This window comes from Streptomyces sp. NPDC111520, assembly GCF_055635295.1.
Genome location: NZ_JBVKBW010000042.1, coordinates 1 through 26,056, shown reverse-complemented (window position 1 = coordinate 26,056; position 26,056 = coordinate 1). Strand labels below are relative to the sequence as shown.

The window sequence follows — 26,056 nt, the reverse complement described above, 5'->3', positions numbered from 1 at the left end:
TACCGCCACACGCCTCCGCCACGGCCCCGGCCCGGACCGCCGACATGCGGCCCAGGGCCCGGACGAAGTCCGCCCCCTCGGCAGACGGCAGCAACCTCACGGACGCCCTCCCCTCACCGACCACACTCCACCCACACCGCTACCGGCACACACCGCCCCCGCGGCCCCGGCCCCGCGCGCCCGGGCCGCCCCGCCACAACCGCCACCCGCACCCGCACCCGCACCCGCACCCGGCAGGGCCCTCATCGGCGGCGTCCCTTCGGCAACCCGAGCAACCGCTCGGCGATGATGTCGCGCTGGATCTCGTTCGTACCCGCGTACACCGGCCCGGCCAGGGCGAAGACCCAGCCCTCGGCCCAGGGGCCGCCGGCGGCCTCCCCGAGGGGGCCGAGCAGGTCCAGGGCGGTCTCGTGGAGGGCGATGTCCAGTTCGGACCAGAACACCTTGGTGAGGCTGGCCGCCCCGGCCTCCGGGGCGGCGCCCTCTGCGGCGCGGGCGGCGCCCGCGTAGGCGGCCAGCTGGTACGCGCGGGCGCCGATCAGGGCGTCCGCGACGCGGTCGGCGGCGGCCGGGTCCGCGTCCTCGCCGCGCGCGTGCCACAGGGCGGCGAGGCGGCGTGCGGACGCCGTGAAGCGGCCGGGGCTGCGCAGGGTGAGGCCGCGCTCGTCGGCCGCCGTGCTCCTGGCGACCCGCCAGCCGTCGCCGGGGGCGCCGATGACATCGGCGTCCGGCACGAAGACGTCGTCCAGGAAGAGTTCGGCGAACGCCGGCTTCCCGTCGAGGCGGGCGATCGGCCGCACGGTCACCCCGGGCGCGTCGAGCCCGAACATCAGGTAGGTCAGCCCCTGGTGCGGCCGCGGCGCCTCGGGGTGGCTGCGGAACAGCCCGAAGGCGCGGTCGGCGAAGGCGGCACGGGAGGACCAGGTCTTCTGACCGCGCAGCAGCCAGCCGCCGTCGGTGCGGGTGGCGGTGGAGCGCAGCGACGCCAGGTCGGAGCCCGCCTCCGGCTCGGACCAGGCCTGCGCCCAGATCACCTCGCCGCGCGCCATGGACGGCAGGACGCGGTCGCGCTGCTCCTGGGTGCCGTGTTCCAGGAGCGTGGGCCCGAGCAGGCTGACGCCGTTCTGGCCGACCCGGCCGGGCGCCCCGGCGGCGTGGTACTCCTCCTCGAAGAGCAGCCACTGCGCGAGCGTCGCGTCACGCCCCCCGTAGGCGGCGGGCCAGGCGACGACCGACCAGCGGCCGGCGGCCAGCCGCCGCTCCCAGGCGCGATGGGCGGCGAAACCCTCGGCCGTCTCCAGGGAGGGCAGCGGGACGGCGGGGACGTGCGCGGCGAGCCAGTCCCGGGCCTGGCACCGGAAGGACCGTTCCTCCGGGGTGACGTCGAGGTCCACCCGCTCCCCCTTCCCTAACAAGTGTTTGGTAGATTAACGTCGGTGGTGTGACTCCACCACCCCCGTACCTGCCGGGCCACGCTCTGCTGGCGGACCGCACCGCGGTCGTCACCGCCGCGGCGGGCGCCGGCATCGGCGGCGCGACGGCCCGGCGCCTCCTGGAGGAGGGCGCCCGGGTGGTGGTGGGCGACGCCCACGCCGGGCGACTGGCGGAGTGCACGGCCGCGCTGGCGGACGAGTTCGGGCCGGAACGGGTCGCCGGGCTCCCTTGCGACGTCACGGACGAAGCCCAGGTCGCGGCCCTGCTCGACCTCGCGGAACGGCGGCACGGCCAGCTGGACGTCGTCGTCAACAACGCCGGCCTCGGCGGCACCGCCGAACTGACCGAGATGACCGACGCCCAGTGGGGGAAGGTCCTGGACGTCACCTTGAACGGCACCTTCCGCTGCACCCGCGCCACCCTGCGCCGGATGAAGGCCTCCGGGGCCGGTGGCGTCATCGTCAACAACGCCTCCGTCGCCGGCTGGCGCGCCCAGGCCGGGCAGGCGCACTACGCCGCGGCCAAGGCAGGCGTCATGGCGCTCACCCGCTGCGCGGCGGTGGAGGCGGCGGCGTACGGGGTGCGGGTCAACGCCGTCTCCCCCAGCCTCGCCATGCACCCGCACCTGGTGAAGGTGACCGGCCCCGGCCTGCTGGAGGAACTGACCGCTCGCGAGGCCTTCGGCCGCCCCGCGGAACCCTGGGAGGTCGCCAACGTGATCGTCTTCCTCGCCTCCGGCTACTCCTCGTACATGACCGGGGAGGTCGTCCCGGTGAGCAGCCAGCACGCGTGAAGCGAGAATGATCCCCGTGCCGAAGACGACGCCGAAGACCACGCCCAGGACCGCCAAGACCCCTGCGGGCGGCGCTGCCGCCCCCGACGGGCGCCGCGCGGAACTCCTCGCCATCGCCGCCCGCGTGTTCGCCGCGCAGGGCTACGACGCCACCACCGTCCGGCGCATCGCGGACGAGGCGGGGATGCTCGCGGGCAGCCTCTACTACCACTTCGACTCCAAGGAGTCGATGCTTGACGAGATCCTCTCGGGCTTCCTGGACGAGCTGTGGGCCGGTTACGAGGGCGTCCTCGCGGCCGGGCTCGGTCCACGGGAGACCGTCGAGGCCCTGGTCACCGAGTCCTTCCGGGAGATCGACCGGCACCTGGACGCGGTCGCGATCTACCAGCGGGAGGCCCGGCACCTGGCGTCGTCGGAGCCGCGCTTCGGCTACCTCGCCGATTCCCAGCGGCGGTTCGAGCGGCTCTGGCTCGGGACGCTGGAACGCGGCGCCGCCGCCGGGGTGTTCCGCGCCGACCTCGACCTGAGGCTGGCGTACCGCTTCATCCGCGACACCGTGTGGGTCGCGGCGTCCTGGTACCGGCCGGGCGGGCAGCACAGCCCCGAGGAGATCGCCCGGCAGTACCTGTCCATGGTGCTGGACGGCGTCACCGTCCGGGAGTGACGGCGCCGCCGCCACCGGTCCGGCACCCGGTCCCCATCAAGGAGCAGTCATGGCCGAGGCCTACATCGTCGAAGCGGTCCGCACGCCGGTCGGCCGGCGCGGCGGCGGGCTGTCCGCGGTCCACCCCGCCGACCTCGGCGCCCATGTGCTGAAGGCGCTGCTGGAACGTTCCGGGGTGGACCCGGCCGCGGTCGAGGACGTCGTCTTCGGCTGCCTCGACCAGGTCGGCCCGCAGGCGGGCGACATCGCCCGCACCAGCTGGCTGGCGGCCGGACTGCCCGAGGAGGTCCCCGGGGTCACCGTCGACCGCCAGTGCGGCTCCTCCCAGCAGGCCGTCCACTTCGCCGCCCAGGGCGTGCTGTCCGGCACCCAGGACCTCGTCGTGGCGGGCGGCGTCCAGAACATGTCGGCCATCCCCATCGGCTACGCCAACCACCGTGCCGTCGAACCGCTCGGCATGACCGGGGGCCCGTTCTCCGGCTCCGAGGGCTGGCGCGCCCGCTACGGGAGCACCCCGGTGAGCCAGTTCCACGGCGCGGAGCTCATCGCCGCCAAGTGGGGCATCACCCGTGAGGCCATGGAGGAGTTCGCGCTGGGCTCCCACCGGCGCGCGATCGCCGCCGCCGACGGGGGCCGCTTCGACCGCGAGCTCGTCCCGTACGCCGGGGTCACGGCCGACGAGGGGCCGCGCCGGGACACCACCCTGGAGAAGATGGCCGGCCTCGCCCCGCTGGTGGAGGGCGGCCGGCTGACCGCGGCCCTCGCCTCCCAGGTCTCCGACGGGGCCGCCGCGATGCTCGTCGCCTCCGGGCGCGCGGTCCGCGAGCACGGGCTCACCCCGCGGGCCCGGGTCCACCACCTGTCGGTGCGCGGCGAGGACCCCATCCGCATGCTGTCCGCGCCCATTCCGGCGACCGCGCACGCGCTGAAGAAGACCGGGATGACCATCGACGACATCGACCTGGTCGAGATCAACGAGGCCTTCGCCCCCGTCGTCCTGGCCTGGCTCAAGGAGACCGGCGCCGACCCCGCCCGGGTCAACGTCAACGGCGGCGCCATAGCGCTGGGCCATCCGCTCGGCGCCACCGGTGTGAAGCTCATGACCACCCTCCTGCACGAACTGGAGCGCACCGGAGGCCGCTTCGGCCTCCAGACGATGTGCGAGGGCGGCGGCCAGGCCAACGTCACCATCATCGAACGCCTCTGAGGGCGCGCCGGCACCTCCGTGTCACCGGGGCCGGCGCCCTCGACGGCGTATGACCGGTACGGCGCCGGGGTGCGCCCGGCCCTCGGTTTGGTGCGCCTCGACGCTCACGGCATCGACCCGCCGCGCTTCCTGCGGTGGGCTCGCCTGCCTTTCCCCGGGTGCCGCCGTGGAACCGCGGTCGGAGACCGGGAAACGGAGGGCGCGCCCCCGACGGTCCCGCTCGGCCACGGCGCCGGGGGCCCGCCCGGCCCTGGGAGGCCGACAACCACGTCGGTTCCATCGCGCCGGCCGCTACGGGCGGGCCAGGCGACGCCTCACCGGCGGCCAGGCCGACGTCGCCACCGTTGGCGATACGGGTCAGAGGCCGCCCGGGTCGCCCCGGTACGACAGTCCCCGCGCACGGCCCGGTGCACCACGGCCGCCGCACCGGCGCAGTGGCGCACCTGCCCGGGACCGCCTCCCGGCCCCGGGCACCCGTGTCGCCGACAGGCCGTCAGTGACCGTCCGCCCGCGCCCCGTACACGCGCCCGGGGGGCTCCGCCGCCGCGAGCAGCTTCACGGCGGCCTCCCCCGCCTCCGCGGGCGTCCAGCGGGCCCCCCGGTCGGCGGTGGGCCCCGGACGCCAGCCCTCCATGACCGTGATGCGGCCGCCCTCGGCCTCGAAGACCCGTCCGGTGACCGCGGCGGAGGCGGCCGAGCCGAGCCAGACGACGAGCGGTGAGACGTTGTCCGGCGCCATGGCGTCGAAGGCCCCGCCCCCGGGCGCCGTCATGGTGTCGGCGAAGACCGCCTCGGTCATCCGGGTCCGGGCCGCCGGGGCGACGGCGTTCACCCGCACCCCGTACCGCGCCAGTTCTGCGGCGGCCACCAGGGTCAGGCCGACGACGCCGGCCTTGGCCGCCGCGTAGTTGCCCTGCCCGACGCTGCCCAGCAACCCGGCGCCGGAGGTGGTGTTGACGATCCGCGCGTCAGGGGTGCGGCCCGCGCGGGCCTCGGCCCGCCAGTGCGCCGCCGCGTGCCTGAGCGGCAGGAAGTGGCCGGTGAGGTGGACCCGCAGGACGGCGTCCCAGTCGTCCGCGTCCAGGTTGACGAGCATCCGGTCACGCAGGAATCCCGCGTTGTTGACGAGCGTGTCCAGCCTGCCGAAGGCCTCCAGGGCGGCGGCGACGAGGGACGCCGCACCCCGCGCGGTGGCGATGTCGCCGTCGTGGACGACGGCCTCGCCGCCCCGGGCGCGGATCTGCGCGGCGACCTCGTGGGCGGGCACGGCCGAACTCCCGGCGCCGTCCGGCCCGGCGCCGAGGTCGTTGACCACGACCCGGGCGCCCTCGGCGGCGAACGCGAGCGCGTGCGCCCGGCCCAGCCCGCGCCCCGCACCGGTGACGGCGACCACGCGCCCGGCGCAGACACCCGTGGTGACGCCGTCCTCCACCGTCATCCCGTTCCCCTTCCGTCTCCGTCCCGGGCCGCGGCGAGGAACGCCGGGGCCTCCCCTCCGCCGTGCAGGTGCAGGCTGGCGCCGCTGATGTAGCGGGCGCGGTCGGAGGCGAGGAAGACGCACGCGTCCCCCACCTCCGCCGGCTCGGCGAGCCGGCCGAGCGGCACCGTGCGCCCGACCGCGGCGACGCCGTCATCGTCGCCGTAGTGCAGGTGCGCCGACTCCGTGCGGACCATGCCGAGCACCAGGGTGTTGACGCGGATCAGCGGGGCCCATTCGACGGCCATGGAGCGGGCCAGGCTCTCCAGCCCCGCCTTGGCGGCGCCGTAGGCCGCCGTGCCCGGCGAGGGGCGCCCGCCGCTGACGCTGCCGATCATCACGACCGCACCGCCACCGGGCTGACCGGCCATCACCGGGAGGACGGCGAGGGAGGCGTTGAGCGGCGCGAGCAGGTTGAGCTCGACGACCCGCGCGTGCCGTTCGGCGGCCGCCTCGCCGAGCATCCGGTACGGCGTCCCGCCCGCGTTGTTGACGAGGACGTCGATGCGGCCGTACGCCTCCCCCACGGCGCCGAGGACCTCGGCCGCGGCGGCGGGGTCACGCAGGTCCACCGCGCGGAAGTCGGCCCCGTGCGCGGACTCGCGGGGCGGCGGACGGCGGGCGCAGACCACGACGCGGGCGCCGGCCTCCGCGAACGCCCGGGCGATGCCGGCGCCGACCCCCCGCGTGCCGCCGGTCACGACGGCGACCCGGTCCGACAGATCGACAGTCATGCTCACGCCGGAGTACCTTTCCCCTAACAAACGTTTGGTGGAAAGGTAGCTGATCCGCGGATGACTGTCTCCACCTCGCACCCCGAACCCGGCGTCGCCGCCGTCACCGTCGACCACCCGCCGGTCAACGCTCTTCCCGTGAGCGGCTGGTACGAACTGGCCGCCTCCCTGCGCGCGGCCGGCCGCGACCCGGACGTCCGCTGCGTCGTCCTGCGCGCCGAGGGACGCGGCTTCAACGCGGGCGTCGACCTCAAGGAGATGCAGCGCACCGCGGGCCACGCCGCCCTCGTCGGCGCCAACCGCGGCTGCCACGAGGCCTTCGCGGCCGTCTACGAGTGCGAGGTGCCCGTCGTCGCGGCCGTCCACGGCCACTGTCTGGGCGGCGGCATCGGCCTGGTCGGCAACGCGGACGCCGTCGTCGCCGCGCAGGACGCCACCTTCGGGCTGCCCGAACTCGACCGCGGCGCCTTGGGCGCGGCCACGCACCTGGCGCGCCTGGTCCCCCAGCACCTCATGCGCACGCTCTACTTCACCTCCCGCACCGTCACCGCCGACGAACTCCACCGCCACGGCTCGGTCTGGCGGGTCGTGCCCCGCGGGGAGCTCGACGCCGCGGCCCTGGGCCTGGCCCGCGAGATCGCCGCCAAGGACGGCGAGTTGCTCCGCCTCGCCAAGGCCGCCATCAACGGCATCGACCCCGTCGACGTCCGCCGCAGCTACCGCTTCGAGCAGGGCTTCACCTTCGAGGCCAACCTCATCGGCGTCGCGGACCGGCACCGCGAGGCCTTCGTGTCCCGTACCGGTCCCGGTTCGGGTTCCGGCTCGGGTCCCGGATCGGGGGGACGGCCATGAGCGACAAGACCATGACCGCGGACGAGGCGGCCGCCGGGCTCCGCTCCGGGATGACCGTCGGCATCGGCGGCTGGGGCTCCCGCCGCAAGCCCATGGCCCTGGTGAAGGCCGTGCTGCGGTCCGGCGTCACCGATCTGACCGTCGTGTCCTTCGGGGGCCCGGACGTCGGACTGCTGGCGGCGGCGGGGCGGATCCGCAGGCTGGTCACCGCCTTCGTCACGCTGGATTCGATCCCCCTCGAACCGCACTTCCGCGCCGCCCGCGAAGGCGGCGCCCTCGAACTCACCGAGCTGGACGAGGCCATGATGATGTGGGGCCTGACCGCGGCCGCGCAGCGGCTGCCCTTCCTGCCGGTGCGCGCCGGGCTCGGCTCCGACGTGATGCGGGTCAACCCCTGGCTGCGGACGGTCACCTCGCCGTACGACGACGGGGAGGAACTGGTGGCCGTCCCCGCGCTGCACCTGGACGCCGCCCTGGTGCACCTCAACCGCGCCGACGCCCGCGGCAACGGCCAGTGCCTGGGCCCGGACCCGTACTTCGACGACCTGTTCTGCGAGGCCGCGGACGCCGCATATGTGTCGTGCGAACGCGTCGTCGACACCGCCGACCTCCTCACGGCGGCCGGTCCGCAGTCGCTCCTGGTCAAGCGGCAGTTCGTCACCGGGGTCGTCGAGGCTCGGCACGGCGCCCACTTCACCTCCTGCGTCCCGGACTACGACCGCGACGAGGAGTTCCAGCGGGAGTACGCCCGGGCCGCCGCCGATCCCGACGCCTGGGCGGCCTTCGCCGAACATTTGGTGCGAGGCGCGGCGAAGGAGCGGCCGTGAACCCCACCCGCGCCGAATACGCCGTCGTCGCCTGCGCCGAGGCGTGGCGTGGCGACGGCGAGATCCTGGCCGCCCCCATGGGCCTGATCCCCTCCCTGGGCGCGCGCCTGGCCCGGCTGACCTTCGCACCGGATCTGCTGCTCACCGACGGTGAGGCCCTCCTCCTGGACGCGGCGGGCGAGGTGGAGGGCTGGCTGCCCTACCGGCAGCACCTGGCGCTGGTCACCGGCGGCCGGCGGCACGTCATGATGGGCGCGAGCCAGCTCGACCGGTACGGCAACCAGAACATCTCGTGCATCGGCGACTGGCGCCGCCCCGCCCGGCAACTGCTGGGGGTGCGGGGCGCGCCCGTGAACACGCTCAACAACCCCACCAGCTACTGGGTGCCGCGGCACTCGCCCCGGGTCTTCGTCGGACGCGTCGACATGGTGTGCGGAGTCGGCCACGACAGGGCGGCCGCCGCCGGCCCGTCCGCCACCCGGTTCCACGACGTCCGCCGGGTCGTCAGCGACCTGGGCGTCTTCGACTTCGAGACCGCCGACCGCACGATGCGCGTCCGCTCCCTGCACCCCGGGGTCCGCCCGGCGGTCCTACGGGAGGCCACCGGCTTCCCGCTGCCGGTCCCCGCGGACCCGCCGCGCACCCGCGAGCCCGCGGCCGAGGAGCTGCGGCTGATCCGTAGCGTCCTCGACCCCGGAGGGCTGCGGGAACGGGAGGTGCGGGCCTGATGGACACCGCGCTGACCCGGCTCACCGGGGTCCGCCACCCCCTGGTGCAGACCGGCATGGGCTGGGTCGCCGGCCCCCGCCTGGTGTCGGCCACGGCGAACGCCGGCGCGCTCGGCATCCTCGCCTCGGCCACCATGAGCCCGCAGCGGCTGCGCCAGGCCGTACGTGAGGTGCGCGAACGCACCCAGGGGGCGCCGTTCGGGGTCAACCTGCGGGCGGACGCGGGCGACGCGGCGGAACGGGTGCGCGTCATCGTCGAGGAGGGCGTCCGTGTCGCCTCCTTCGCGCTGGCCCCGTCCCGCGAGCTCATCGGCCGTCTCAAGGACGCGGGAGTCGTGGTCGTCCCCTCGGTCGGGGCGCGGCGGCATGCCGAGAAGGTCGCCGCCTGGGGCGCGGACGCCGTGATGGTGCAGGGCGGCGAGGGCGGCGGCCACACGGGGGACGTCGCCACCACCGTGCTGCTGCCCCAGGTGGTGGACGCCGTCGGCATTCCCGTGATCGCGGCTGGCGGCTTCTTCGACGGCCGGGGCCTGGCCGCCGCGCTGGCGTACGGCGCGGCGGGCGTCGGCATGGGCACCCGCTTCCTGCTCACCTCCGACAGCCCGGTACCCGACGCGGTCAAGGCCCGCTACCTGGCCGCCTCGGTGCGGGACGTCGTCGTCACCGACCGCGTCGACGGGCTGCCGCACCGCATGCTCCGCACCGAGCTGGTGGCCGCCCTGGAGCGCTCGGGCAGGGCGGCCGCCCTGCTGCGCGCGCTGCGGCACGCGGCGGCCTTCCGCCGCCTCTCGGGGCTGGGCCCGCGCGCCATGGTGCGCGACGGCCTGGCAATGCGGCACGGCAGGAAGCTGAGCTGGGGTCAGACGCTGCTCGCCGCGAGCACGCCGATGATGCTGAAGTCCGCCATGGTCGACGGCCGCCCGGACCTGGGGGTGATGGCCGCCGGGCAGGTCGCGGGCGTGATCGACGATCTCCCTTCCTGCGCGGAGCTCGTCGCACGCGTCATGGCAGACGCCGAGCAGACCCTCGCCCGGCTGGCCGGGCTCGCCGCACCCGCCTGAGCACCCCTGGCGGCCCCTCTCGCGCCCGCCCCGCCCCCGCGCGGCACAGGTGGCCCGGCGACCCGGGACCACGCCCCCACACGCCCGGCAGCCGTCGTCTCGGCGAGGGGGGTGGACGACGTCGTCCAGCTACCCACGCCTCCCGGCCGCGCCATCGTCCCGACGCCGGGAAGACCAGCGGCGGCGGAACGACGCCATGGCCCGGCGACATACCCCGCGCACCCCAAGGCCCCGCCACGACCGGCACACGGCCTCGGTCGCGAACCGGCCGCACCGTCGTCCCGGCCGGCTGCTCGACCCGCCAGGCGCACGCCCCTCGACCCCGCCGGCGCCCACAAGGCCCGTCACGCCCGACCGGACCACCCCGAACGCGCCCGGGGAGCGGCGCCGCCGGCCCACGTCACCCGCCCGGGACCTCACGCGGGCGAACGGACCTACCGGCGGTCACCCCACCGGTCGAGCCGCCCCCGGGGAGCGGCGCGCCGCCTTGATCACGTCGGTCACGGCTGTTGCCATGACGCACTATGGCGACGACGCATGAGCTGACGTCACCGGATGCCCGGCACCGCGCGCGCCACGCCGCACCGCCGCGCAGCCGCCCGCACTCCGGGGTCCTTCTGCTCGCCTGTCTGGCGGCGCTCTTCACCGTGGTCCAGCTCCTCCTGGTCGTCGCGCCCGGCATGGGCCTCGGCTGGGACGAGTCGGTCTACGTCAGCCAGGTCTCCGCGGACATCCCCTCGGCCTTCTTCAGCGCGCCCCGCTCCCGGGGCGTGCCGGCCCTCGTGGCGCCGGTGGCGCTGCTGACGGCCTCGACCCTCGCGCTCCGCGTCTACCTGGCGGTCCTGTCGGGCGCGGCCCTCTTCCTGGCCCTGTGGCTCTGGAAGCCACTGCTGGGCACCCGGGTGGTGGCACTGGCCGGGCTGCTCTTTAGCGGACTGTGGGTGACGCTGCTGTACGGCCCCCAGGCGATGCCCAACCTCTGGGTCGCACTGGTGGCCCTGATCGCGGTGGGCTGCTACCTGCGCGCGGCGGCGCCGGGCCGCGCCGGCCGGGGCGCGCTCGCCGGCCTGGGCGCGGCGTTCGCCGCCCTCACCCTGCTGCGTCCGCATGACGCCGTCTGGCTGGCCCTGCCGTTGTGCGTCGCCGCGCTCTTCCTGCGCGGCCGGCGCCGCCTGACGCTGCTCGCGGTGATCGCCGCCGGTGGGCTGCTGGGCGGCGCCCAGTGGGTCGTCGAGGCGTTCACCGCCTACGGCGGCGTCTTGGCCCGGATGGACCGCGCGAACGAGATCGAGGGCGGTCTCGGCTGGCACCTTGCCTTCGCCGACCAGCTGAGCACCCTGGACGCCTCCCACACGCTGTGCCGCCCCTGCGACGCCGTCTGGCAGCACAAGGGTGACGCCGTGTGGTGGTTCGTCCTGCCCGTCCTGGTGGCGGCCGGCGTCGCCCTCGCGGCACGACGTGAGGGGCAGGCGCCCGGTGCGCGGTTCCTGCCGGCCGCGTGCGGCCTGTCCCTGGCGCTGCCCTATCTGGTGCTCATCGACTACGCCGCGCCGCGTTTCCTGCTCCCGGCCTACGCCCTGCTCGCCCTGCCAGCGGCCCAGTGCCTCCTCCTGCTCCCCGCGCGAGTACGGCCGGCGCTGCGGCCGGCCGTCACCGGGACCGTGGTCGCGGTCGTGCTCGCGCAGCTCGTCACCCAGCAGATCGTGCTGCACCGCGCGGTGCGCAGCTCGACCATCGGCAACGGCGACTACGCGCGCATGGCCGCGGAACTGAACCGGCTCGGGGTGCGCCCGCCGTGCCTGGTCACCGGGCCGATGGCGACGCCCGTCGGCTACCAGGCCCGTTGCGCCTCCGGCCAGACCGCGGGGAACAACGAGAACATGACCGCGGCAGGCATCCTGCGGCTGGCCCGCACGCAGCCCGTCGCCGTCCTGACCCCCCGGGGCGGGCAGCCGCCGGCGTACGCGCGGGACTGGCCCTCCCGGCCGCTGCCGAACCTGAGCTACCACCCGGGCTACCGGGTGCACCTCTCCCCCAGGTGACGGCCACAATGGGCGGGTGATCCCGGACGTCCGCCTGCCCTCCCCGCTGGTCGAGCTGCACGGCGACGAGCGGCTGACCGGACGTGGCGTGCGCATCCTCCTCAAGCGGGACGACCTGATCCACCCCGACCTGCCCGGCAACAAGTGGCGCAAGCTCCACCTGAACCTGCGGGCCGCCCTCGACGGCGGCCACGGCCGGCTGCTCACCTTCGGCGGCGCCTACTCCAACCACCTGCGCGCCACCGCGGCCGCGGGCCGGCTGCTGGGCATCGGGACCACGGGTGTCGTCCGCGGCGACGAACTGGCCGGCCGCCCGCTGAACCCCTCCCTGGCGCGGGCCGCCGCCGACGGGATGCGGCTGCACTTCGTCGACCGGGCCACCTACCGCCGCAAGGAGGAACCGGAGGTCCTGGCGGCCCTCCTGGAGCGTCTGGGCCCCGCCTACGTCGTCCCCGAGGGCGGCAGCAACGTGCCGGCCGCACGCGGCTGCGCCGCGCTCGGTGATGAGCTGCGCGGCCTGGCGGACGTCGTGGGCGTGGCCTGCGGGACGGGCGGCACCCTGGCGGGCCTGGCGGCCGGGCTGGGCCCGGGACAGCGGGCCATCGGGTTCCCGGTGCTCAAGGGCGGCGGATTCCTGGCCGGGGAGATACGCCGGCTCCAGGAGGCGGCCTTCGGCGGCCCGCGCGGCAGCTGGCTGCTGGACGACCGCTTCCACCACGGCGGCTACGCCCGTGTCTCGCCCGAGCTGCGGGCGTTCGCGGAGGACTTCGGCGCGCGGCACGGCTTCGTCCCGGACCTCGTCTACGTCGCGAAGATGCTCCACGGCCTGTACTCGCTGGCGCAGGAGGGTGCCTTCGCGCCGGGCACGACGGTCGCGGCCGTCGTGACAGGGCGGCCGACCGGTTAGCCTTGCTGGCATGATCCGAGCCGCGACCCCTGGCGACGTCCCGGAGATCCACGCGATGATCCGCGAACTCGCGGAGTACGAGCGGGAACCGGACAGCGCGCGGGCCACCACGCAACAACTCCACGACGCGCTCTTCGGCCCGGATCCGGCCGTCTTCGCGCTCATGGCGGAGGACGACACCCTGGGCGCGCCCGTGGGCTTCGCGCTGTGGTTCCGGAACTTCTCCACCTGGACCGGGACCCACGGCGTCTACCTGGAGGACCTGTACGTGCGCCCCCATGCGCGCGGCGGCGGCCACGGCAAGGCGCTGCTCGCCGGTCTCGCCGCCATATGCGTCGAGCGGGGCTACGAGCGCTTCGAATGGTCCGTGCTGGACTGGAACGAGCCGTCCCTCGCCTTCTACCGCGCGATGGGCGCCCGTCCCCAGGACGAATGGACGGTACAACGACTGACCGGCGAACCCCTTCGCGACCTCGCTGAGCAGGCCCGTGTCAACAAAGCGACATCTCTTTCGAATTGAGACCGCAGACCACTAGCGACGTTGCGTGCTCGTGCGCCTACTATGGGTGACAGCCGTGGGGTGCCGGGCCAGGGCCCGTCACGGCGGCGGCCGTGCTCCGTCCGGGCGACACCGGGGTACGGATCGCGATAGCGTCGCTGGCGAACCGAACCAGATCAGTGCAATGCCGATGAGGGCAGTGCGTGTGCCACCTTGGAGGTGAGGGTGTCCCAGATCGCAGGCGAGCCCGGGTCGAAGGACTTCGTCGAGGTCCGGCTGCCCGCGGCGGGGGCCTACCTGTCGGTGCTGCGTACGGCGACGGCAGGACTCGCGGCCCGCTTGGACTTCACCCTCGACGAGATCGAAGACCTGCGCATCGCCGTGGACGAGGCGTGCGCCATCCTGCTCCAGCAGGCCGTCCCGGGGTCCGTGCTGAGCTGCGTCTTCCGCCTGGTCGGGGACGCCCTGTGGGTGACCGTGTCGGCGCCCACGACCGACGGCCGCGCCCCGGAGCGTGACACCTTCGCCTGGACGGTGCTGTCCGCACTGGCCGGCGAGGTGGACTCCAGCGTGGCCGACGACAAGACCGTGAGCATCGCCCTGCACAAGAAGCGCGGTGCCGGACCGGGACAGCTGTAACGGGGGAATCGCCGTGAACGATCTGGAAGGCAGCACCCCGGAGGTGCGGGGCCGCCCCGTACCCGCCCCTGCGGCCCGGCCCCACGAGGCGCGGCCGCATCCCGGCACCGGGCCCGTGGCCGGCCTCGGGAGCAGTGACGCGGCCGGGCAGACGGATCAGGCGGATCGGGCGGATCGCATGGCGCAGGAGCAGCAGGAGCAGGACCACGAGCAGGAGCAGGAGCCGCACGGGCGCCACGAGTCCCACGACAGGGCCGGTGCCCGGGCGCTCTTCGTGGAGCTCAGCAAGCTCCCGCCGGGTTCCCCGGAGCGCGCCGAGCTGCGCAACCGGCTGGTCCGCATGCACCTGCCGCTGGTCGAGCACCTCGCCCGGCGGTTCCGCAACCGGGGCGAGCCGCTCGACGACCTGACGCAGGTGGCCACGATCGGGCTGATCAAGTCCGTGGACCGCTTCGACGTGGAGCGCGGGGTGGAGTTCTCCACCTACGCCACCCCGACCGTCGTCGGCGAGATCAAGCGGCACTTCCGCGACAAGGGGTGGGCGGTGCGCGTCCCGCGCCGTCTGCAGGAGCTGCGGCTCGCCCTGACGACGGCGACCGGCGAGCTCTCGCAGCAGCACGGGCGGGCGCCGACGGTGCACGAGCTGGCCGAGCACCTGAAGATCACGGAGGAGGAGGTCCTGGAGGGCCTCGAATCCGCCAACGCGTACAGCACGCTCTCCCTGGACGTGCCCGACACCGACGACGAGTCGCCGGCCGTCGCCGACACCCTCGGCGCGGAGGACGACGCGCTGGAGGGCGTGGAGTACCGGGAGTCGCTCAAGCCGCTGCTGGAGCAGCTGCCGCCGCGCGAGAAGAAGATCCTGCTGCTGCGCTTCTTCGGGAACATGACCCAGTCGCAGATCGCCCAGGAGGTCGGCATCTCCCAGATGCACGTCTCCCGGCTGCTGGCCCGCACGCTGGCCCAGCTGCGCGACAAGCTCCTGGTCGAGGAGTGACGGCCGGACGGAGGTGACGGCGGCGCCCGAGGGCGCCGCGGTTCACTGCTCGGCCGTGCGCCCGATCCCGAGGGCGTCGGTGGCCGCCGGATGGACGAGGAGCACCAGCTCGGCGACGGCGGCCGCTCCCAGTGCGGCGCCCGCCGCGATCATCGCGCCGCCCGCCTGCACCATCGTCCAGGCGACGGGGAGGGCGACGAGCTGGATGATCAGCGCCGGGCCGCGGCTCCAGCGGCGCGCGTGCCACAGGCCGTAGGCGGCCGCGAGCGGCATCGCCGCCAGGGCGAGGACGGTCACACCCCCGGCCTCCGCCTGGCGCGGGCTGTCGGGGTCGCCGAGGATCCCCACGACCAGCATCGCGATCCCCCAGGCCGCCAGGGCGGCGCCTTCCAGTGCCGCTACCGCGGCCGCCGCCGCGAGGCGGGGGGTGCGGCCCGGCTGCGTCGCGGGCTTCTCGTTGCCACTCACCCCAGCAGGGTAGCCGCCGTATCCGGACCACCAGGGGTGCGGCCCGGTACCGCCCGGTAGGTACCCTGGCGGGCATGCGCGCCCTTCTCGTGGTCAATCCAGCCGCCACCACCACCAGCGCCCGGACGCGTGACGTCCTCGCGCACGCGCTCGCCAGCGACCTGAAGCTGGAGGTCGCGGCGACCGAGTACCGGGGTCACGCCCGGGACCTCGCGCGCCAGGCCGCGGAGGGCGGCGAGATCGAGCTGGTCGTCGCCCTGGGCGGGGACGGCACGGTCAACGAGGTGGTCAACGGCCTGCTCCACAACGGCCCCGACCCGGACGGGCTGCCGAAGCTCGCGGTGGTCCCCGGCGGCTCCACGAACGTGTTCGCGCGCGCCCTGGGGCTGCCCAACGACGCCGTGGAGGCCACCGGCGCGCTGCTGGACGCCCTGCGCGAACGCAGCTCCCGCACGGTCGGCCTGGGCCTGGTGAGCGGCACCCCGGGCACGGAGGACGAGGGCGTGCCGGCGCGCTGGTTCACCTTCTGCGCCGGGCTGGGCTTCGACGCGGGCGTGGTGGGACGGGTGGAACAGCAGCGCGAGCACGGCAAGCGCTCGACGCACGCGCTCTACATACGCCAGGTCGTGCGCCAGTTCCTCGCCGACCCCAACCGGCGCGCCGGCGCGATCACCCTGGAGCGGCCCGGCGAGGACCCGGTGACCGACCTGGTGCTGACCCTCGTCTGCAACACCGCGCCGTGGACCTACCTGGGCAACCGGCCGATCTACGCGTCGCCGCGCGCCTCCTTCGACACCGCCCTCGACGTGCTCGGACTGTCCCGGTTGTCCACCGCGGCGGTCGCCCGCTACGCCACCCAGCTGCTGCGTTCGACGCCCGAGCGCGGGCCCGAGGGCAAGCACGCGACCTCGCTGCACGATCTGACGGACTTCACCTTGCATTCGCAGGCGCCACTGCCGTTCCAGGTGGACGGAGACCACCTGGGACTGCGAATGAGCGCAACCTTCACAGGCGTACGCCGTGCACTGCGTGTGATTGTGTAAGCAGAAGGACATAAAGTCCTTTCACTCGAACGTTTAGACTGCCCTGCACCCCATGGAAGTACGGCTGTGACGGAGCCGACACCGAGGAATCAAAAAAAACTTTCTGGAAGGGGTTGTATCCGCAGCCCAGGTTTGCGAGGCTCTTCCTGGCGATCGGGACAGCCGCTCATCGGGCGTCCTCGGTAGCCGAATCCTCACCACTTCCCAGCGGGACCGCACCAGGAGACTGGGCGATGTCCCGTGTCGTGTTGGCGGATTCGTGAAAGCGTTCACATTCACAAGCAACTTGCATGCAACACAAGGAGATGGAGCAGCCATGGACTGGCGTCACAACGCCGTTTGCCGCGAGGAAGACCCCGAGCTCTTCTTCCCCATCGGCAACACCGGTCCTGCGCTGCTGCAGATCGAGGAAGCCAAGGCCGTCTGCCGCCGCTGCCCCGTGATGGAGCAGTGCCTGCAGTGGGCGCTGGAGACCGGCCAGGACGCCGGCGTGTGGGGTGGCCTCAGCGAGGACGAGCGTCGCGCAATGAAGCGCCGCGCCGCCCGCAACCGCGCCCGCAACGCCAGCGCCTGACGCACTCGCTTACCCCCGAGCCGCAGCGCGCAGCACCTCCGAACCGCGCAGCATCGCGACGCGAAGAGCCCCGGCCGCTCCCCGAGCGGCCGGGGCTTCGGCGTTCCCGGGGCCCGGTCGGCGGGCCGCCGTCAGCCCTCCAGCGGCAGTTCCAGGACGACCTTCGTACCGCGCTCCTCGGCCGGGACCATGTCGAAGGTGCCGCCCAACTCCCCCACCACCAGGGTCCGTACGATCTGCAGCCCCAGGTTGCCGGCCCTCTGCGGGTCGAACTCGGCGGGCAGGCCCCGCCCGTCGTCCCGCACCGCGATCCCCAGTTTCTGCCCGCGCCGCTCGGCGGCCACCTCGACGGTGCCCTGCTCGCCCGGCCCGAAGCCGTGCTCCAGGGCGTTCTGCAGCAGTTCGGTGAGGACCATCGACAGCGGCGTGGCCACCTCGGCCGTCAGGATCCCGAACCGTCCGCTGCGGCGCGTGGTGACCCGGCCCGGGGAGATCTCCGCGACCATCGCGAGCACGCGGTCGGCGATCTCGTCGAACTCCACGCACTCGTCGAGGTTCTGGGACAGCGTCTCGTGCACGATCGCGATCGAGCCGACCCGGCGGACGGCCTCCTCCAGCGCCTCGCGGCCCTTGTCGGAGTCCATCCGGCGGGCCTGCAGCCGCAACAGGGCAGCGACCGTCTGCAGGTTGTTCTTCACCCGGTGGTGGATCTCCCGGATGGTGGCGTCCTTGGTGATCAGCTCGCGCTCCCGGCGGCGCAGCTCGGTCACGTCCCGCAGCAGCACCAGGGAACCGTTGTGCGTGCCCTTGGGGCTCAGCGGGATCGCCCGCAGCTGGATGACGCCGCCGTTGCCCTCGATCTCGGTCTCCCGCGGCGCCTTGCCGCCGGCGACGGTCACCAGGGCCTCGTGGCTCTTGCTCCGGGAGGGCGCGAGTTCGGCGGAGACCGAGCCCAGGTGGTGGCCGACGAGGTCGGCGGCCAGGCCGAGCCGGTGGTAGGCGGAGAGCGCGTTGGGGCTGGCGTACTGGACGACTCCCTCGGCGTCGAGCCGGATCAGGCCGTCGCCGACGCGCGGTGAGGCGTCCATGTCGACCTGCTCGGAGGGGAAAGGGAAGCTGCCCGCCGCGATCATCTGCGCCAGGTCGGAGGCGCTCTGCAGGTAGGTGAGCTCCAGGCGGCTGGGGGTCCGTACGGTGAGCAGGTTGGTGTTGCGGGCGATCACCCCGAGGACCCGGCCGGCCCGGCGCACCGGGATGGACTCGACCCGGACCGGGACCTCCTCGCGCCACTCCGGGTCACCCTCCCGGACGATCCGGCCCTCGTCGAGCGCGGCGTCCAGCATCGGGCGGCGGCCGCGCGGCACCAAGTGGCCGACCATGTCGTCCTGGTACGACGTCGGGCCGGTGTTCGGCCGCATCTGGGCGACCGAAACGTAACGGGTCCCGTCACTGGTCGGCACCCACAGCACGAGGTCCGCGAAGGAGAGGTCGGAGAGCAGTTGCCACTCCGACACCAGCAGATGGAGCCACTCGAGATCGGAATCGTCGAGGTCCGTGTGCTGGCGTACGAGATCGTTCATGGAGGGCACGCAAATGAGCGTACCCGCGCTCATGGCAGGGGCCGCCATCCGGTCTTCACAAAGGCCCTCGACGACCTATGATCTGACTGCGCCGACTTATGGACAGGCATTAGTGGTCTAGTCCAGAATTGACGCACAACACGACTTCCACCCTTCCCGCACAGAAGGGTGGAGCGAGGCCGGGGCGCTCTCTGCCCTGACTGCGCCAGGCCTCACGGTCGGTCCTCACGGGCCGCGGGAACCGCACATCCCGCGCGCCACGGGCCGACGGCAGCTCCGGGCTGCGGTGCTGGGCGGGCTGAGGGTCCCGTCCCGGCGCCGCGGCCCGAAGTGACGTCAGGGCACTTCCCGGCTCGCCGCCCGCCCGGTGGGCGGGTCCTAGCGGCTCTCGGCGCGTTCAGCGCGTCTCCGTCACCTTCGCCAGGGCGCGCGGCGCGTCCGGGTCCTGGCCGCGGGCCATGGTGACCTCGTAGGCGAGCATCTGCAGCGGGAGGATCTCCAGGATCGGCTGCACCTCCTCGGCGACGCCCTCGGTCGGCAGGACGAAGCCTGCCGAGGCCGCGTCGACCGACGCCTGGTTGCCGATCACCACCAGGTCGGCCCCTCGGCCGCGGAGCCGGTCCAGGACCGGCCGGAGCGCCTCGCCGCCCTTGCCCTCCGTGACGATCGCGATGACCGGGGAGACGTTGTCGACCATGGCCAGCGGCCCGTGCAGCAGGTCGGCGCCGGAGAAGGACAGGGCCGGGATGTAGCTGGTCTCCATCAGCTTCAGCGCGGCCTCCTTCGCGGTCGGGTAGCCGTAGCCGCGCGAGGTGAGCACCAGGCGTTCGGCGAAGCGGTAGCGCGCGGCGAGCGCCCTGACCTCGTCCTGGCGGGCCAGGATCTGCTCCGCGAGCTCCGGCAGGACCTTGGCGGCGCTGCCGTCGCCGTCCCGCAGCCCCTCCACGAACAGGTAGAGCGCGAGCAGCTCGGCCGTGTACGTCTTGGTCGCCGGCAGCGCCTTCTCGGGGCCGGCCAGGACGTCGATGTGGAACTCGGAGACCTCGGCCAGCGGGGAGTCGGCGTTGTTGGTGACCGCCAGGGTGATCGCACCGGCCTCGCGCGCGGCCCGGGTGGAGGCCACCAGGTCCGGCGAACCGCCGGACTGGCTGACCGTGACGACCAGGCAGTCCGTCAGGTCGGGGCGGGCGCCGTACGCGGTGGTGGTGGACATGGAGGTCAGCCCGGCGGGCTTGCCCAGGACCACCTCCACCAGGTACTTCGCGTACAGGGCCGCGTTGTCGGAGGTGCCGCGCGCGGTGAGCAGGACAAAACGCGGTCCGCGCGCGGCGATCTCCTCGGCGATCCGCCGGATCCGCGGGGCGCCCTCCTCGAGGATGCGGCGCAGCACGGCGGGCTGCTCGGCCATCTCGCCGGACATGATCCGGCCCGGCATCGGCTGCTGTCCGGTCGGCGTCGGGGCGGACATTCTCTGGGCCTCCAGGTGGTGCGGAAGGGGTGGGGCCGCGGCGGACCTCAGTCGCCGGCCTCCTTGCCCGCGATGACCTCCGCGGCCGCCCGCCCGCACACGCGGGCGGCGCCGTGGGTCGCGATGTGCAGCGCGCCTGACGGTGCCGCCTGCGGAACGCCCATCTCCACCACCACCGTGTCCGGACGGGCGGCGAGCAGCGAGCCCAGCGCCTCGGCCATCCACGGGTGACGGTGCACGTCACGCACCACTGCGACGATCCTACGAGCCCCCGCCGACCTCAGCACGTGTGCGGCCGAGGCGTCACCTTCGCGAAAGCTCCCGGTCACCGTGCCCGGGAAGATCCGGTCGAGTTCGGCGGCGACACCCCACGGGGTCTCGTCACCGACGGCGATGTTGGCGACCGGGGTGAAGGCGGCGACGTAGGGCGCCTCGGCGACCGGCAGGTAGCCGTCGGTGCGGGTGACGCGCAGCGCGCGGCGGGCCGCGACCAGGCCGATCCCGGGGTCCGGGGCCGCGGTCGCCCGCGCCGCGGAGTGCTCGGCGGCCCAGGCCGCCAGGCTCCGCACCCGTCCGGCGGCGTCGGCGAGCCGCGCCCGGGGCAGGTCGCCGTCGCGCACGGCGGCGACGATGGCGTCGCGCAGGGCGACCACCGTCTCCTCCTCGGCGAGGCCGCCGCCCACGCAGATGGCGTCGGCGCCGGCGGCGAGCGCCAGGACGGTGCCGCGCTCGATGCCGTAGGCGTCGGCTATGGCGCGCATCTCGATGCCGTCGGTGACGATCAGGCCGTCGTAGCCCAGTTCGTCGCGGAGCAGTCCGGTGAGCGCGGCGGGGCTGAGGGTGGCGGGGCGCTCCGGGTCGAGGGCGGGCACCAGGATGTGCGCGCTCATCACGGCCTTGCTGCCGGCGGCCAGGGCGGCCCGGAACGGGGCGAGTTCGCGGGCGCGCAGGGTCTCCGGGCTCACGTCCACCCGCGGAAGGGCGTGGTGGGAGTCGACGGAGGTGTCGCCGTGGCCCGGGAAGTGCTTGGTGCACGCGGCGACCCCGGCGGACTGCAGTCCCTCGACGTACGCCGCGGTGTGCCGGGCGACCAGCAGCGGATCGGAGCCGAAGGAGCGCACGCCGATGACCGGGTTGCGGGGGTCGGAGTTGACGTCCGCGGAGGGCGCCCAGTTGAGGTTGACCCCGCACTCGGCCAGCCGGCGGCCGAGTTCGGCGGCGACGTCCCGGGTCAGGGCGGTGTCGTCGACGGCGCCGAGGGCGAGGTTGCCGGGGAAGGAGGAGCCGCTGCGGGCCTCCAGCCGGGTCACGTCGCCGCCCTCCTCGTCGGCCGCGATCAGGACGTCGGGCCGTACGGCGCGCAGTTGCGCGGTGAGCGCGGCCAGTTGCCCGGGCGACTCGATGTTGCGGGCGAACAGGGCGACGGAACCCAGTCCCTCGGCGAGCCTGCGCAGCAGCCACTCTGGCGCGGTGGTGCCGTGGAAGCCCGGCTGCAGCACGGTGAGGGCGTCGCGGACGAGGGCCTCGGTGTCCGCGGCGCCGTCGTGGATCTGGCTCAAGGTCTCGGTCATCCCTTCACCGCACCGGCGGTCAGTCCGGCGGCGACCTTGCGCTGCACGATCAGGAAGAAGACCACCACGGGCACGCCCATCATGGTCGAACCGGCCATCATCGGCGCGTAGTCCGTGCCCCGCGAGGTGACGAAGTTGCCGAGCCACACCGTGGCCGTCTGGTGCTCCTGGCTCATGATGAGCATCGCGTACAGGTACTCGTTCCAGGCCTGGATCAGCGCGTAGATGGAGGTGGCGACGAGCCCCGGGGCGAGCAGCGGCAGGATGATCCGGAAGAAGGCGCCCATCCGGGTGCAGCCGTCGACCATCGCCGACTCCTCCAGCTCCTTGGGGATGTTGACGATGAATCCGCGCAGCGTCCACACCGTGAAGGGGAGCACGAACGTCAGGTAGGTGACGATGAGCCCGGTGAGCTTGTCGATCTGGTCGATCTGGTTGAGCAGCAGGAAGACCGGGATGATCATCGCGACCAGCGGCACCATCTGCACGGCGAGGATCGCGACGATCACGGCCTTGCGGCCGCGGAAGACGAAGCGCGAGATGGCCAGCGCCGCCAGCAGCCCGATCACCAGGCCGAGGCCGACCGTGGAGCCGGAGACGATCAGGCTGCGGCCGACCGAGCCCCAGAAGTCGCCGACGTCCAGGGCGTCGGCGAAGTTCTGGAAGGACAGGCTGGTGGGGAAGAACTTGGGGTCGGGGTCGATGGCGTCCTTGGCGGGCTTGAACGCCGTGTTGAGCATCCAGTAGACCGGGAAGCCGGAGACCACCACGACCAGCAGGCCGAGCAGGTTGTAGACCGTCCGCCCCTTGCGCCGGGGCCGCCGGGCGGTGCGCGTCGCCGGAGCGGCGGCCGGCGCCCTCTCGGCGGGAGCCGTGTCGAGCATGGTCGTCACTCCACCTCTCCGATCTTGAGCATCTGGCGCATGTAGACGGCCATCACCCCGAGCAGGAGCAGCACCGTGACGACGGCGATGGCCGCGCCCGCGTCGTAGTCGTTGGCGACGAAGGCCTGGTCGTAGGAGTAGGTGGTAAGCACCTGGTACGCGGGCTCGGGGTGTCCGTCGCGCATCAGGAAGACCTGGGGGAAGACGCCCATGTCCCAGATGACCGACAGCGTCGTCAGCATGACGATGATCGGCTTGAGCACCGGCAGGGTGACGTGCCGGAAGACCTTGACCGGTCCGGCGCCGTCCATGCGGGCGGCCTCCTCCAGTTCCCTCGGCACCTGGGTGAGGCCGGCGTGCAGGGTGATCGCGACGAACGGGATGGCGCCCCACACCACCATGAGGGCGATGACGAGGAAGCCCTGCTTGGTGTCGGTGAACCAGTTGTGGCCGCTGAAGTCGGCCCCCGGCAGCCGGCTGAGCAGCCAGTTGAGGACGCCGTAGTCGCTGTCGAACATCCACTTGAAGATGGTGATGGCGACGACCACGGGCATCGCCCAGCTCGCCACCAGCACGATGTTGATCAGCGCCTTGACCCAGGGCGAGACCCGCTGCATCAGCAGCGCCACGCCCATGCCGACGACGAGCGTGAGCAGCACCGCCACGAGGGTGAAGAGCAGCGTGCGCAGGACGACGCCCCAGAAGACCGAGTCCCCCAGGACGTGGGTGTAGTTGGCGAATCCCTGCCAGTCGCCGGGCAGTCCCTGCCACAACTCGGCCTGGCCGTACTGCTTGAAGGAGAGGGTGACCAGCCGCACCAGCGGATAGCCGAGGACCAGCAGCAGGACGCCGATGGTCGGCGCGAGCAGGGTCCACGGGAGCGCGGCTCCGCCGAAGCGGCGCGGCTTCCGGTCCGGTCCCGCCGGCCGCGGGCGCGGCACCTCGTCCAGCGGTGTGTCAACGGCACTCATCATGTGCTCCTCGGGTACTCCAGTCCCTGGCGTCGCGCCGGGGCCGGCCGCCCTGGGGCGGCCGGCCGGCGTCGATCACTGTGTTGCCCGTGTGCCGGTCAGCCGGCGTTGATCACCGCGTTGATCTGCTCGTCCGCGGACTTGGCCGCGTCCTCGATCGAGGCCTTGCCGACCGCGATGTCGTTCAGCATGTTCTGCAGGATCTGCTTCTTCTCGACCTGCAGCCAGCCCGGGGCGGTGGGGACGAACCAGGTGTTCTCGTTGGCCCGGGCGGAGGCGGCCGTCGCCGGGTCGTCCTTCAGCGGGGCGAGCAGCGACTTGGCGTTGGGCAGGTTGCCCTTGGAGATCAGGACCTTCTGGGCCGCGCTGTCGGTGAAGCCGTTGATCCAGTCGGCGGCGAGGTCCTGCGCGGCGGACTTGACCGGGATGACCAGGTCGGAGCCGCCGATGAAGTTCGGCAGCAGCTCGCCGTTCGGGCCGGGCAGCGCGAAGGTCTCCAGGTTGTCCTTCAGCTTGCCGGTCTTGTCGGTCTTCGGGTCGGCGGCGGCGCCGCCCTCCCAGCTCGCGCCGTAGATGAGCGCGGACTTGCCCTGGCCGTAGACGATGTAGCGGTCGGACTCGTCCTTGTTCTTGTCGCCGTGGAAGTACGTGTCGAGGACGCCCTTCCAGGTCTTCAGGCCCTCGATGGACTTCGGGTCGGAGAGGGTGGCGGTCCACTTGCCGCCGTCCTCCTTGGCGACGTCGCCGCCGGCGTCCTTGACGAAGGCCAGCGCGGTATACCAGTCGCGGCTGGGCTGGTACCAGGCGGAGAACTTGTCGCCGTTCTTCTTCTGGATCTTGTCGAGCGCGTCCGTCAGCTCGGCCCAGGTGGTCGGGGCCTTGGTGACGCCGGCCGCCTGGGCGACGTCCTTGCGCCAGGTGCCGACGCGGGCACCGGCGTAGTAAGGCACGCCGTAGGTCTTGCCGTTGTACGTCACCGAGCCCTCGAGGGCGTCCAGCCAGTCGCCGGAGTTCTCGAACTTGCTCTTGTCGATGGGCGCGAAGGCACCCTTGACCAGGTAGCCGAGGGTCTCGGTGTTGCCCATCTCCACGACGTCCGGCACCTTCTTGGTGGCGAGGACGGCGTCGAGCTTCTGGTTCTTGGCGGTCCACTCGTAGTACTCGTGGTGGATCTTGACGCCCTTGTGCTTGGCCGTGAAGGCGTCGTCCGCCTGCTTGACCAACTCGGGCCAGTTCTTCTGTGCGTCGACCGTCAGCCAGACGGTGATCTCCTTCGGCGCCGAGGCCTTGTCGGAGCCCTTGTCGTCCGAACCGCAGGCCGCAACGCCGGCGACCATGACGGCGACACCGATCGCCGCGATCAGCTTGCGCTTCACAACACCCTCCCCAGGGCAGTGAGTACCAAGTGGTGTAGACCAGTGACCGAAGCTTGGCCTAGACCTTTAGGGGTGTCAAGGGTGTATAAGAGCACCGGACGCGTCCGTTACCGGACCGACATCTGGGCTCGTAACGCGATATGAGCCCTGGCCGTGCCACCATGTGAGCCGCGAATGACGGAGGAGCCGGTGACGGCAGCACGACAGCACTCGGGAGCAGAGGCGATGGAGACCGACGGCGAGGCCGGCACGGCGGTGACGGAGACCGCGGAGGCGGCCGGGACCGCGGCCGGACGGACCGCGCGGGTGCCCAAGTACTACGGCCTGAAGCGCCATCTGCTCGAACTGACCCGGACGATGCCCCCCGGTTCCCCGGTGCCTCCCGAGCGCACCCTGGCCGCCGAGTTCGACACCTCGCGCACCACCGTGCGGCAGGCGCTGCAGGAACTGGTGGTCGAGGGCCGGCTGGAGCGCATCCAGGGCAAGGGCACCTTCGTCGCCAAGCCCAAGGTCTCCCAGGCGCTCCAACTCACCTCGTACACCGAGGACATGCGCGCCCAGGGCCTGGAACCGACCTCCCAGCTGCTCGACATCGGCTACATCACCGCCGACGACCGGCTGGCCGAACTGCTGGACATGAAGGCCGGCGGCCGCGTGCTGCGCATCGAGCGCCTGCGCCTGGCGAACGGCGAGCCGATGGCCATCGAGACCACCCACCTGTCGGCCAAGCGCTTTCCCGCGCTGCGCCGCAGCCTGGCGAAGTACACCTCGCTGTACACCGCGCTCGCCGAGGTCTACGACGTCCGGCTCGCCGAGGCGGAGGAGACCATCGAGACCTCACTCGCCACCCCGCGCGAGGCGGGCCTGCTGGGCACGGACGTCGGCCTGCCGATGCTGCTGCTGTCCCGGCACTCGATCGACACCGGCGGCGAGCCCGTGGAGTGGGTGCGCTCGGTCTACCGCGGCGACCGCTACAAGTTCGTGGCGCGCCTGCAACGACCGTGACACCGGTGCCGTTCCCGGGCCGTGTAGATCGTTTCCATACCGCAATGCGGGTGGGTAGTGACGTGCATCCCGTCCTGACTCTAGATTGCCTGCGCATTACACAGGAGTAAGAGATCAGGACGGAGCCGTAGCAATGTCCGAACCATCCGGAACCTCCGGCCGGCCACCGGTGGTCACCACCACCCGTGTGATCGCCGGTGTCTGCCTCGTCATCCCCTTCGTCGCCATGCTCTGGGTCGGCTCGTACGCGAAGCT

25 protein-coding genes and 1 pseudogene are annotated in these 26,056 nt (G+C 73.2%); 16 read left to right on the top strand and 10 right to left on the bottom strand.

Translation table 11 applies throughout. The features are described 5' to 3' along the window. Positions 1-242 precede the first annotated feature (242 nt). A complete protein-coding gene (locus ACZ7MY_RS42675; protein WP_499611687.1) occupies positions 243-1,394 on the bottom strand; it encodes an acyl-CoA dehydrogenase family protein in 1,152 nt (383 codons plus the stop codon). A gap of 47 nt (positions 1,395-1,441) precedes the next feature. Here ACZ7MY_RS42675 and ACZ7MY_RS42670 point away from each other — a divergent pair, with 47 nt between their 5' ends. Genes ACZ7MY_RS42670 through ACZ7MY_RS42660 form a run of 3 tightly spaced genes read left to right on the top strand, consistent with a single transcriptional unit; the run spans position 1,442 to position 4,098 of the window. Next, entirely contained in the window at positions 1,442-2,227 is a 786-nt protein-coding gene (locus ACZ7MY_RS42670; protein WP_499611685.1) for an SDR family oxidoreductase, read from the top strand. 16 nt (positions 2,228-2,243) lie between these two features. Further along, positions 2,244-2,891: a TetR/AcrR family transcriptional regulator gene (locus ACZ7MY_RS42665; RefSeq protein ID WP_499611682.1), complete on the top strand. Its 648-nt coding sequence runs from the start codon at positions 2,244-2,246 to the stop codon at positions 2,889-2,891. Positions 2,892-2,940: 49 nt separating this feature from the next. Continuing rightward, positions 2,941-4,098 carry an acetyl-CoA C-acetyltransferase gene (locus ACZ7MY_RS42660; protein ID WP_499611679.1) on the top strand — a complete coding sequence of 386 codons (1,158 nt, stop codon included), beginning with the start codon at positions 2,941-2,943 and terminating at the stop codon, positions 4,096-4,098. 493 nt (positions 4,099-4,591) lie between these two features. Here the strand turns inward: ACZ7MY_RS42660 and ACZ7MY_RS42655 are convergent, their stop codons facing one another. Further along, positions 4,592-5,536, bottom strand: coding sequence for an SDR family oxidoreductase (locus ACZ7MY_RS42655; protein ID WP_499611676.1), 945 nt, complete (start codon positions 5,534-5,536; stop codon positions 4,592-4,594). Continuing rightward, positions 5,533-6,315: an SDR family oxidoreductase gene (locus tag ACZ7MY_RS42650; protein ID WP_499611674.1), complete on the bottom strand. Its 783-nt coding sequence runs from the start codon at positions 6,313-6,315 to the stop codon at positions 5,533-5,535. The genes ACZ7MY_RS42655 and ACZ7MY_RS42650 overlap by 4 nt, the downstream gene beginning before the upstream one ends. 54 nt (positions 6,316-6,369) lie before the next feature. Here ACZ7MY_RS42650 and ACZ7MY_RS42645 point away from each other — a divergent pair, with 54 nt between their 5' ends. From ACZ7MY_RS42645 to ACZ7MY_RS42605, 9 genes are all read left to right on the top strand, one after another. Further along, complete coding sequence (locus tag ACZ7MY_RS42645) at positions 6,370-7,161, top strand: enoyl-CoA hydratase family protein (protein WP_499611672.1); 792 nt, start codon at positions 6,370-6,372, stop codon at positions 7,159-7,161. Then, positions 7,158-7,988, top strand: coding sequence for a CoA transferase subunit A (locus ACZ7MY_RS42640; protein WP_499611670.1), 831 nt, complete (start codon positions 7,158-7,160; stop codon positions 7,986-7,988). The genes ACZ7MY_RS42645 and ACZ7MY_RS42640 overlap by 4 nt, the downstream gene beginning before the upstream one ends. Further along, positions 7,985-8,716, top strand: a complete 732-nt coding sequence (locus tag ACZ7MY_RS42635; RefSeq protein ID WP_499611669.1) for a CoA-transferase subunit beta — start codon at positions 7,985-7,987, stop codon at positions 8,714-8,716. Before ACZ7MY_RS42640 ends, ACZ7MY_RS42635 begins: the two co-directional genes overlap by 4 nt. Beyond that, positions 8,716-9,777 (top strand): NAD(P)H-dependent flavin oxidoreductase, encoded by a 1,062-nt coding sequence (locus tag ACZ7MY_RS42630; RefSeq protein ID WP_499611667.1) that lies wholly within the window; start codon positions 8,716-8,718, stop codon positions 9,775-9,777. The genes ACZ7MY_RS42635 and ACZ7MY_RS42630 overlap by 1 nt, the downstream gene beginning before the upstream one ends. A gap of 524 nt (positions 9,778-10,301) precedes the next feature. Beyond that, on the top strand, positions 10,302-11,819 hold the full coding sequence (locus tag ACZ7MY_RS42625; RefSeq protein WP_499611665.1) for a hypothetical protein: 1,518 nt from the start codon (positions 10,302-10,304) through the stop codon (positions 11,817-11,819). A 16-nt stretch (positions 11,820-11,835) separates the two neighbouring features. Beyond that, positions 11,836-12,726 carry a 1-aminocyclopropane-1-carboxylate deaminase/D-cysteine desulfhydrase gene (locus tag ACZ7MY_RS42620; RefSeq protein ID WP_499611663.1) on the top strand — a complete coding sequence of 297 codons (891 nt, stop codon included), beginning with the start codon at positions 11,836-11,838 and terminating at the stop codon, positions 12,724-12,726. A 10-nt stretch (positions 12,727-12,736) separates the two neighbouring features. Next, a complete protein-coding gene (locus ACZ7MY_RS42615; protein WP_499611660.1) occupies positions 12,737-13,246 on the top strand; it encodes a GNAT family N-acetyltransferase in 510 nt (169 codons plus the stop codon). 204 nt (positions 13,247-13,450) lie between these two features. After that, positions 13,451-13,864 (top strand): ATP-binding protein, encoded by a 414-nt coding sequence (locus ACZ7MY_RS42610; protein WP_319138557.1) that lies wholly within the window; start codon positions 13,451-13,453, stop codon positions 13,862-13,864. A gap of 13 nt (positions 13,865-13,877) precedes the next feature. After that, entirely contained in the window at positions 13,878-14,861 is a 984-nt protein-coding gene (locus ACZ7MY_RS42605; RefSeq protein ID WP_499611658.1) for an RNA polymerase sigma factor SigF, read from the top strand. Positions 14,862-14,903: 42 nt separating this feature from the next. Here ACZ7MY_RS42605 and ACZ7MY_RS42600 read toward each other — a convergent pair whose 3' ends face one another. Then, positions 14,904-15,329: a hypothetical protein gene (locus ACZ7MY_RS42600; RefSeq protein WP_499611655.1), complete on the bottom strand. Its 426-nt coding sequence runs from the start codon at positions 15,327-15,329 to the stop codon at positions 14,904-14,906. Positions 15,330-15,403: 74 nt separating this feature from the next. Between ACZ7MY_RS42600 and ACZ7MY_RS42595 the strand changes: the two genes are divergently transcribed. Together ACZ7MY_RS42595 and ACZ7MY_RS42590 are read left to right on the top strand one after the other, a co-directional pair. Beyond that, positions 15,404-16,372, top strand: coding sequence for a diacylglycerol/lipid kinase family protein (locus tag ACZ7MY_RS42595; RefSeq protein WP_499611653.1), 969 nt, complete (start codon positions 15,404-15,406; stop codon positions 16,370-16,372). 316 nt (positions 16,373-16,688) lie between these two features. Beyond that, positions 16,689-16,946, top strand: a complete 258-nt coding sequence (locus ACZ7MY_RS42590; RefSeq protein ID WP_018563321.1) for a WhiB family transcriptional regulator — start codon at positions 16,689-16,691, stop codon at positions 16,944-16,946. A gap of 131 nt (positions 16,947-17,077) precedes the next feature. Here ACZ7MY_RS42590 and ACZ7MY_RS42585 read toward each other — a convergent pair whose 3' ends face one another. The 6 genes from ACZ7MY_RS42585 to ACZ7MY_RS42560 all read right to left on the bottom strand — a co-directional run bounded on the left by ACZ7MY_RS42585 (position 17,078) and on the right by ACZ7MY_RS42560 (position 24,796). Next, positions 17,078-18,526: a sensor histidine kinase gene (locus ACZ7MY_RS42585; protein ID WP_499611652.1), complete on the bottom strand. Its 1,449-nt coding sequence runs from the start codon at positions 18,524-18,526 to the stop codon at positions 17,078-17,080. A gap of 397 nt (positions 18,527-18,923) precedes the next feature. Further along, entirely contained in the window at positions 18,924-19,994 is a 1,071-nt protein-coding gene (locus ACZ7MY_RS42580) for an SIS domain-containing protein (protein WP_499611650.1), read from the bottom strand. Between the two features lie 47 nt (positions 19,995-20,041). Beyond that, complete coding sequence (locus ACZ7MY_RS42575; protein WP_499611648.1) at positions 20,042-21,565, bottom strand: glycoside hydrolase family 3 protein; 1,524 nt, start codon at positions 21,563-21,565, stop codon at positions 20,042-20,044. Continuing rightward, positions 21,562-22,449, bottom strand: a complete 888-nt coding sequence (locus ACZ7MY_RS42570; RefSeq protein WP_499611647.1) for a carbohydrate ABC transporter permease — start codon at positions 22,447-22,449, stop codon at positions 21,562-21,564. Before ACZ7MY_RS42570 ends, ACZ7MY_RS42575 begins: the two co-directional genes overlap by 4 nt. A 5-nt stretch (positions 22,450-22,454) precedes the next feature. After that, positions 22,455-23,420, bottom strand: coding sequence for a carbohydrate ABC transporter permease (locus ACZ7MY_RS42565; protein WP_499611645.1), 966 nt, complete (start codon positions 23,418-23,420; stop codon positions 22,455-22,457). Positions 23,421-23,518: 98 nt separating this feature from the next. After that, positions 23,519-24,796, bottom strand: a complete 1,278-nt coding sequence (locus ACZ7MY_RS42560; protein WP_499611643.1) for an extracellular solute-binding protein — start codon at positions 24,794-24,796, stop codon at positions 23,519-23,521. Positions 24,797-25,021: 225 nt separating this feature from the next. Between ACZ7MY_RS42560 and ACZ7MY_RS42555 the strand changes: the two genes are divergently transcribed. Next, positions 25,022-25,801 (top strand): GntR family transcriptional regulator, encoded by a 780-nt coding sequence (locus tag ACZ7MY_RS42555; protein ID WP_499611699.1) that lies wholly within the window; start codon positions 25,022-25,024, stop codon positions 25,799-25,801. Positions 25,802-25,934: 133 nt separating this feature from the next. Next, positions 25,935-26,056 (top strand): annotated as a pseudogene (locus ACZ7MY_RS42550) (DUF3311 domain-containing protein); the annotation flags it as partial.